Raw genomic sequence first — 7165 nt, 5'->3', positions numbered from 1 at the left:
AGTTGTTCTTCACCCGATGGTGGATCTCTCGGATTGTCGCGTCCTTGGAAAGCAGCGCACGGTCACGGCGTTTGACCTCGGTGACGTCACGGATCAGTACCGCCGCGCCAACGGCCTTGCCGTGCACCACCAATGGCAGCGTGCGCAGAAGTACGGCCGCCCCTCCGGCGTCGACCTCCATCCGCATGCTTGATCCGCCGGCCAGCGAATCGCGGACGTGGTTGGCCAGTTCCTGCGCCTCGAAGGGATCTGAAATCAGCGGGCGGGTCACAGCAACGAGGTTGTGGCCCTCCAGTTCCGATGCCAGCCCCATCCGGTGATAGGCCGAAATCGCGTTGGGACTGGCGAATACGACGCCACCGGACTCGTCGAGCCGGATGAAGCCGTCCCCGACTCGCGGGCTCGAGCGGGACATCGCGAGGTCACCAACGTTGGGAAAGGTGCCTTCGGACAGCATCAGCAGTAGGTCCCCGGCGCAGTCGAGGTAGGCGCTTTCCAGCGGGCTGGCCTTACGGGCGGCCAGCGCCGTTTGGTGGGTCAGCACGGCCACCACATCGTCTTTGTAACGCACAGGGACGGCTTCAACGTTCAGCGCAGGAGAATTCTCTTGTGCTACAAGGCTTTCCCGGCTGATCGCCCCGGATTTGAACGCCGCAGTCACGAGTGGCAGCGCGCCGGGTTCGGCGACGGTGGCGACCGCGTCGGCCAGCAATACCGTCGGCGCGGTGTTCGGCCGCACCTGGGCGACGCACACCAGCACGCCGTCGTCGCGGCGCACCCACATCAGAAAGTCCGCGAAGGACAAGTCGGCCAGCAGCTGCCACTCACCCACCACTGCGTGTAGATGGTCGACCGCGTTGCCGGGCAGGACGGTGTGCTCGGCGAGCAGGTCACCGAGGGTGGACATCGGGTACTACTTCCGCGTGGGCCTCGAAATCGGCCGTCAGCTGATCACCGCGATGAGGTCGCCGGCCTGGATGACGTCGCCAACGGAAACGCTCACTTTGCTGACGGTGCCCGCGACCTCGGCGAGCACCGGGATTTCCATCTTCATGGACTCCAGCAGCACCAGGGTGTCGCCCTCACCGATCTGATCGCCCTCGTTGACCACGACCTCGAGCACACTGGCGACGATCTCGGCGCGAACATCCTCGGCCATCTTCACCCCTTCCTGCTGCTGCTTGCCGCTCTATCGAACCACAACCCCCGCGCGGACGGCCGACGAGCGGTCACGCGTGGGGGTACTCCCCTCGCAAGCGGTGGGCCCACCCGCCCGGCAGGGCAGAGCAGGGGGAGAGCCACAGACCGCGAGCCGCAGCCCCATGAGACACTGGAGGCAAGCACAACGGACGAAGGAGCACCATGGCCAAGCGAGGCCGCAAGAAACGCGACCGCAAGCATTCGAAGGCAAACCACGGAAAGCGCCCCAACTCATAGGGGCGCTTTTCGTATCAGGAGCGATAGATCGTGGTGCGGCTGATCTCGATGCGTAGCCGCTCGCGCAGCCTGTCCGGCGCTTTGTCACCACTGCACTTCTTGGCGATCAGCGTCTTGACCCGCTCCTCGACGCCGTAGTGGCGCAGGCACGCCGGGCATTCCTCGAGGTGGTGCTTGAGCTTGTCGCGGGTCTCGGCTGTGCACTCACCGTCAAGAAGCGTCCATACCTCGGCGATGACAGCCGCGCACTCGGGATGCTCGGGATCGACGGGCCCGATCGGCGGGGACCAGCGTTCGTCGTCGCTCATGAGGAAACCTCCTCGGGCGTGTCGAGCTGCTGTTCGCCGCGAATGAAGCCGCGGTCCCGCGCGACATCAGCCAACAGGGTGCGCAACTGACGTCGGCCGCGATGCAACCGGGACATCACCGTTCCAATCGGCGTATCCATGATTTCGGCGATCTCCTTGTACGGAAAGCCTTCAACATCGGCGTAGTACACCGCCATCCGGAACTCCTCTGGCAGCGCCTGCAGGGCTTCCTTGATCTCGCTGTCCGGAAGCGCCTCGAGCGCCTCGACCTCCGCGGAGCGCAGACCCGTCGAGGAGTGCTCGGCGTTGGAGGCCAGCTGCCAGTCGGTGATCTCCTCGGTCGGATATTCCGACGGCTGCCGCTGCTTCTTGCGGTAGCTGTTGATGTAGGTGTTGGTCAGGATCCGGTACAGCCAGGCCTTGAGATTGGTTCCCTCGCGGAACGAGCGGAAGCCGGCGTAGGCCTTCACCATGGTTTCCTGCAGCAAGTCCTCGGCGTCGGCCGGATTGCGCGTCATGCGCAGTGCGCCGCCGTAGAGCTGGTCGAGCAGCGGAATCGCGTCGCGCTCGAATCGCGCCGTCAGCTCGGCGTCGCTCTCGGTGGCCCTGTCGGCACCCGACGTCTCTGGCGCCGTATCGGGCGCCGACCCGTCGCTGTCGGTCATCGTGGGGAACACCGTCCCTTCTGTAGCGGCGCCACCAAACAGACCCCGTATGTCCACCGGACGGTCCAGGCAAATGGTAGGCACCAAAGACCCCTTCCTTCGATCCTAGAGGCTGTAACCGACAAGGCCCGTTGCGCGGGCCGACTGCACCCAACAACAGCACGGATGGGCCCTGTTGTTCCCGCATTACTCTGAGCCGGTGGCGCGCGCAGCAACACCTGCGATCGCGGCCCTGCAGGCCGCCGAGGTTCCGCATGAAGTGCTGCAGTACAAACACGACCCGCGCGCCGAGTCGTACGGCGAGGAGGCCGTCGAGGAGCTCGCCCAGGTCGAGGGCGTCAACCCGCAGCAGGTGTTCAAGACGCTCGTCGTCGCCCTACCGAAGGGCCTGGCCGTCGCGGTCGTTCCGGTGCCGTCGAAGCTGTCCCTCAAGGCCGCCGCGGCGGCGCTCGGCGCGCCCAGGGCGACGCTGGCCGACCGGGCCGCCGCGGAACGCTCGACCGGCTACGTCATCGGCGGCATTTCGCCGTTCGGGCAGCGCAAGCCGCTGCCCACGGTCGTCGACACCTCGGCGCTGCACTGGGACCGCGTGCTGTGCAGCGCAGGCAAGCGCGGCTGGGACGTCGCAGTGCACCCGCAGGATCTGATCAGGCTGACCATGGCTGTCACCGCCGACATCCGGACAATTTAAGGTGAAGCCCATGACACCGCCCTCTTTGTCCGGGAAAACCATGTTCATCTCAGGCGCCAGCCGCGGCATCGGGCTGGAGATCGCCAAGCGCGCGGCCGCCGACGGCGCCAACATCGCGCTGATCGCCAAGACTGCGGAGCCGCACCCCAAGCTGCCGGGCACGGTGTACACCGCAGCCAAGGAGCTCGAGGAGGCCGGCGGGCATGCGTTGCCGATCGTCGGTGACATCCGCGATGAGCAATCGGTCGCCGACGCGGTGGCGCAGACCGTCGAGCAGTTCGGCGGCATCGATATCTGTGTGAACAACGCGTCAGCGATCAACCTCGGCTCGATCAAAGAGGTGCCGCTCAAGCGCTTCGATCTGATGAACGGCATCCAGGTGCGGGGGACCTACACGGTGTCGCAGGCCTGCATTCCGCACATGGTGGGTCGCGAGAACCCGCACATCCTGACGCTGTCGCCGCCGATTCGGTTGGAGTCCAAGTGGCTCAAGCCGACCGCGTACATGATGGCCAAGTACGGAATGACGTTGTGCGCCTTGGCGATAGCCGAGGAGCTGCGCGAGGATGGCGTCGCGTCCAACACGCTGTGGCCGCGCACGCTGGTGGCCACCGCGGCGGTGCAGAACCTTCTCGGCGGCGACGAGGCAATGGGGCGGGCGCGCAAACCCGCGGTGTACGCCGACGCGGCCTACGCCATCCTCAACAAGCCTGCCCGCGAGTACACCGGCAACAGCCTGCTCTGCGAGGACGTGCTGCTGGAGTCCGGTGTCACCGACTTGTCGGTGTACGACTGTGTCCCCGGCTCCGACCTCGGCGTCGACCTGTGGGTCGATACGCCCAATCCGCCCGGCTACAAAGGTCCGTGAGGCTAGCTGCACTGCTCGGCTTGGAAGAACGCGAACACCAGCCCGAGAAATCCTCGGTAGACGTTCTACAACAGCGTGGGCTCCGGTTCGGCCGGCTCGATCAGTTCGGGACCGTTGTTGCGGATGCTGTTGAACAGTCGCGACACCTCGCGGATCTCGATGCGGTCAAGATCGCCGTGCCCACGCAGCAGCCCTTCGTCGATCGGGACGTCGGGGTCGAGCCAGCGGTCCCAGTCGCTCGCGCTGATCGTCAGCGGCATCCGGTCATGGATGTCGGCCAGCGGACCCGCCGCGTCGGTGGTGATGATCGTGCAGCTCAGCAGTGGCGGATTTGAGGACGGAGCGTCTTTCGGCCGCCACGTCGACCACAACCCCGCCATGAACAGCGGCTCACCGTCGGCGCCGTACATGTAGAACGGCGTCTTGGGTGCCTTCTTGCCCGAGGCTGTCTCGCCGTTGGGGCGCCACTCGTACCACCCGTCCATCGGCACTAGACACCGCTTGCCCTTCGCGGAGCTACGGAACGCCGGTGAGCTCGTCACCTTTTCTGCACGGGCGTTGATCAGCAACGGCCCCTTGGTGTCCGGGCCGCCCTCGTCGGTGGTTTTGGCCCACGGCGGCACCAGCCCCCATCGCATCAGCCGGACCCGACGTGTCGACTCGTCGTCGGGTTCGGTGTGGCGTTTGACGACCGTGCTGATCGTGGTGGTCGGTGCGACGTTGTAGTTCGGTCCGGTGTTGGCGACGCCTTCCTTGGTGGCCGCTGTGCTTTCGTCGATTGCCTGGATTTTCTCCGCCAATAGCGCCGGATCGGTGGTCACCGCGAATCGCCCGCACATATATCCCATGGTGGCACGCGAATCCGACAGGGCAGGATATAGATCGTGAGCACCTGGCATGCACCGTCGACGCTGACCCCGGTGCATGCCACCGTGACCGTGCCCGGCTCGAAATCCCAAACGAATCGGGCGCTGGTGCTCGCCGCATTGGCAACTCCGCAAGGCAGCTCGACCGTCAGCGGGGCGCTGCGCAGCCGCGACACCGACTTGATGATCGGGGCGCTGCAGGCATTGAGCGTCACCGTCGACGGCGCAGGCAGCGAGCTGACCATCAGCGGCACCATCGCACCGCAACCCGACATTCGTATCGATTGCGGGCTCGCGGGGACCGTGCTGCGGTTCGTGCCGCCGGCAGCGGCACTGGGTACCGAGACCGTCACGTTCGACGGCGACGAGCAGGCCCGTGTTCGACCCATCGCGCCGCTGCTCGATGCGTTGCGTGGTCTCGGCGTGGACATCGACGGCGACGGGCTGCCGTTCGCGGTGCGTGGTGCAGGCTCCGTCGCGGGCGGCACGGTACACATCGACGCGTCGGCGTCGTCGCAGTTCGTGTCGGGCCTGTTGCTGTCGGGGGCCGCATTCACCGATGGGCTGACGATCGTGCACACCGGTGAATCGGTTCCGTCGGCGCCGCACATCGCGATGACGGTGTCGATGCTGCGCGACGCGGGCGTGGACGTCGACGACAGCGAGGCCAACCGGTGGCGGGTCTCCCCCGGCCCGATTGCGGCGCGGCACTGGGACATCGAGCCAGATCTGTCCAACGCCGTGCCGTTCCTGGCGGCAGCCGTCGTCAGCGGCGGAATCGTCCGCCTGACGGGCTGGCCGCAGGTGAGTATCCAGCCCGCCGACGACATCCGCGCGATCCTGGAGAAACTGGGTTCGGTTGTGCGCCATGGAAGTTCGTACCTGGAGGTACACGGCGCAGATACCTACGGCGGCTTCGAGGTCGATCTGCACGACGTCGGCGAACTGACGCCCGCGGTGGCAGTTCTGGCGGCGCTGGCGTCCGACGGTTCGGTGTCGCAGCTCAGCGGGATCGCGCACCTGCGCGGCCACGAAACCGACCGGTTGGCGGCCTTGAGCGCCGAAATCAACGGTCTCGGCGGGCAATGCGACGAAACGCCCGACGGCCTGGTGATCACCGCGCGGCCGTTGCACGGCGGCGTGTGGCGGTCATATGCCGACCACCGGATGGCGACGGCAGGGGCCATCGTCGGGCTGCGGGTGCCCGGCGTCGAGGTGGAAGACATTGGTACCACGGCCAAGACGCTGCCGGAGTTCCCGCAGCTGTGGGCCGAGATGCTCGAAGGCCAGACGATCGATTGAGTCCTCGCGAGTACGACGAGTCCGATGTCCGGGTCCGACCCGGTCGGGGCTCGCGGCCGCGGACGAAGACTCGCCCCGAACACGCCGACGCGCAGGAAGCCATGGTCGTGACCGTGGACCGCGGCCGATGGGGATGCGCGCTGGGTCGCGACCCCGACCGCCTCGTCACGGCCATGCGGGCACGTGAACTGGGCCGCACGCCGATCGTGGTCGGCGACGACGTCGGCATCGTCGGCGACCTATCGGGACGGCCGGACACGCTGGCACGGATTGTGCGGCGCGGCGAACGGCGAACGGTGTTGCGGCGCACTGCCGATGACACCGATCCCACCGAACGCGTCGTCGTCGCCAATGCCGATCAGCTGCTGATCGTCGTCGCTCTCGCCGACCCGCCGCCGCGCACAGGCTTGGTCGAACGCACCCTGATAGCGGCGTACGCCGGCGGGCTTGAGCCGATTCTGTGTTTGACGAAGACGGACCTTGCTCCGCCCGAACCGTTCGCTGCTCACTTCGCGGACCTCGATCTGACGGTCACCATCGCCGGGCGCGACGACCCACTCGACGCTGTGGCGCCTCTGCTGACCGACAAGGTCACCGTGCTGCTGGGCCACTCGGGCGTCGGCAAGTCGACGTTGGTGAATCGCCTTGTCCCGGAAGCGGACCGGGCGACGGGTGAGGTGACCGATATCGGGAGGGGGCGGCATACGTCGACGCAGTCGATCGCGCTGCCGCTGAGCTTTGGCGGCTGGGTGGTCGACACGCCGGGTATCCGTTCGTTCGGCCTGGCCCATATCGAACCCGACGACGTGATGCAGGCCTTCTCCGATTTGGCCGAGGCGATCAAGGACTGCCCCCGCGGCTGCGGCCACATGGGGCCGCCCGCCGATCCGGAGTGCGCACTGGACACGCTGGCCGGACACGCGGCCGGCCGCGTCACCGCGGCGCGACGACTGCTGGCGGCGCTGTCGGAGGCTCGTTACTAACGCCAATGAGCCCTCCCCATGTCGGGAAGGGCCTCATTGGTGTAG

General features: G+C 66.8%; 10 protein-coding genes. 5 read left to right on the top strand and 5 right to left on the bottom strand.

Going from position 1 to position 7165, the window contains the following annotated elements; translation table 11 throughout:
- Together VJV41_RS21715 and VJV41_RS21710 are read right to left on the bottom strand one after the other, a co-directional pair.
- On the bottom strand, nucleotides 1-907 hold a 907-nt coding region (locus VJV41_RS21715; RefSeq protein ID WP_325337108.1), incomplete at its 3' end, for a histidine kinase N-terminal domain-containing protein.
- A 36-nt stretch (nucleotides 908-943) separates the two neighbouring features.
- Nucleotides 944-1159: a biotin/lipoyl-binding carrier protein gene (locus VJV41_RS21710; RefSeq protein WP_014208824.1), complete on the bottom strand. Its 216-nt coding sequence runs from the start codon at nucleotides 1157-1159 to the stop codon at nucleotides 944-946.
- 203 nt (nucleotides 1160-1362) lie between these two features.
- Here VJV41_RS21710 and VJV41_RS29005 point away from each other — a divergent pair, with 203 nt between their 5' ends.
- The gene (locus VJV41_RS29005; protein ID WP_085976515.1) at nucleotides 1363-1437 is read left to right on the top strand and encodes a 50S ribosomal protein bL37; all 75 of its coding nucleotides are present in this window, start codon (nucleotides 1363-1365) and stop codon (nucleotides 1435-1437) included.
- A 14-nt stretch (nucleotides 1438-1451) separates the two neighbouring features.
- Here VJV41_RS29005 and rsrA read toward each other — a convergent pair whose 3' ends face one another.
- Complete coding sequence (gene rsrA / locus VJV41_RS21705; RefSeq protein WP_325337106.1) at nucleotides 1452-1745, bottom strand: mycothiol system anti-sigma-R factor; 294 nt, start codon at nucleotides 1743-1745, stop codon at nucleotides 1452-1454.
- Nucleotides 1742-2410 (bottom strand): sigma-70 family RNA polymerase sigma factor, encoded by a 669-nt coding sequence (locus tag VJV41_RS21700; RefSeq protein WP_325337104.1) that lies wholly within the window; start codon nucleotides 2408-2410, stop codon nucleotides 1742-1744. Before VJV41_RS21700 ends, rsrA begins: the two co-directional genes overlap by 4 nt.
- A 199-nt stretch (nucleotides 2411-2609) precedes the next feature.
- Between VJV41_RS21700 and ybaK the strand changes: the two genes are divergently transcribed.
- Nucleotides 2610-3101, top strand: a complete 492-nt coding sequence (ybaK, locus tag VJV41_RS21695; RefSeq protein WP_325337102.1) for a Cys-tRNA(Pro) deacylase — start codon at nucleotides 2610-2612, stop codon at nucleotides 3099-3101.
- 10 nt (nucleotides 3102-3111) lie between these two features.
- A complete protein-coding gene (locus VJV41_RS21690; RefSeq protein WP_325337100.1) occupies nucleotides 3112-3969 on the top strand; it encodes an NAD(P)-dependent oxidoreductase in 858 nt (285 codons plus the stop codon).
- A gap of 65 nt (nucleotides 3970-4034) precedes the next feature.
- Here the strand turns inward: VJV41_RS21690 and VJV41_RS21685 are convergent, their stop codons facing one another.
- Nucleotides 4035-4808, bottom strand: a complete 774-nt coding sequence (locus VJV41_RS21685) for an SOS response-associated peptidase (protein WP_325337099.1) — start codon at nucleotides 4806-4808, stop codon at nucleotides 4035-4037.
- A 45-nt stretch (nucleotides 4809-4853) separates the two neighbouring features.
- Between VJV41_RS21685 and aroA the strand changes: the two genes are divergently transcribed.
- Entirely contained in the window at nucleotides 4854-6137 is a 1284-nt protein-coding gene (gene aroA / locus VJV41_RS21680; protein ID WP_325337097.1) for a 3-phosphoshikimate 1-carboxyvinyltransferase, read from the top strand.
- Complete coding sequence (gene rsgA, locus VJV41_RS21675) at nucleotides 6134-7120, top strand: ribosome small subunit-dependent GTPase A (protein ID WP_325337095.1); 987 nt, start codon at nucleotides 6134-6136, stop codon at nucleotides 7118-7120. Before aroA ends, rsgA begins: the two co-directional genes overlap by 4 nt.
- Nucleotides 7121-7165: the final 45 nt, after the last annotated feature.

Origin of the sequence: Mycobacterium sp. (assembly GCF_035274705.1) — a bacterium.
Taxonomy (GTDB): Bacteria; Actinomycetota; Actinomycetes; order Mycobacteriales; family Mycobacteriaceae; genus Mycobacterium.
The sequence above is the reverse complement of the archived record's forward strand: the minus strand, read 5'-3'. Positions and strand labels throughout refer to the sequence as shown.

Excerpts from the sequence above, each read along its gene's own strand:
- VJV41_RS21710 (WP_014208824.1), bottom strand. The coding sequence starts at position 1,159 with ATGGCCGAGGATGTTCGCGCCGAGATCGTCGCCAGTGTGCTCGAGGTC.
- rsrA (WP_325337106.1), bottom strand. The coding sequence starts at position 1,745 with ATGAGCGACGACGAACGCTGGTCCCCGCCGATCGGGCCCGTCGATCCC.
- VJV41_RS21700 (WP_325337104.1), bottom strand. The coding sequence starts at position 2,410 with ATGACCGACAGCGACGGGTCGGCGCCCGATACGGCGCCAGAGACGTCG.
- VJV41_RS21690 (WP_325337100.1), top strand. The coding sequence starts at position 3,112 with ATGACACCGCCCTCTTTGTCCGGGAAAACCATGTTCATCTCAGGCGCC.
- VJV41_RS21685 (WP_325337099.1), bottom strand. The coding sequence starts at position 4,808 with ATGTGCGGGCGATTCGCGGTGACCACCGATCCGGCGCTATTGGCGGAG.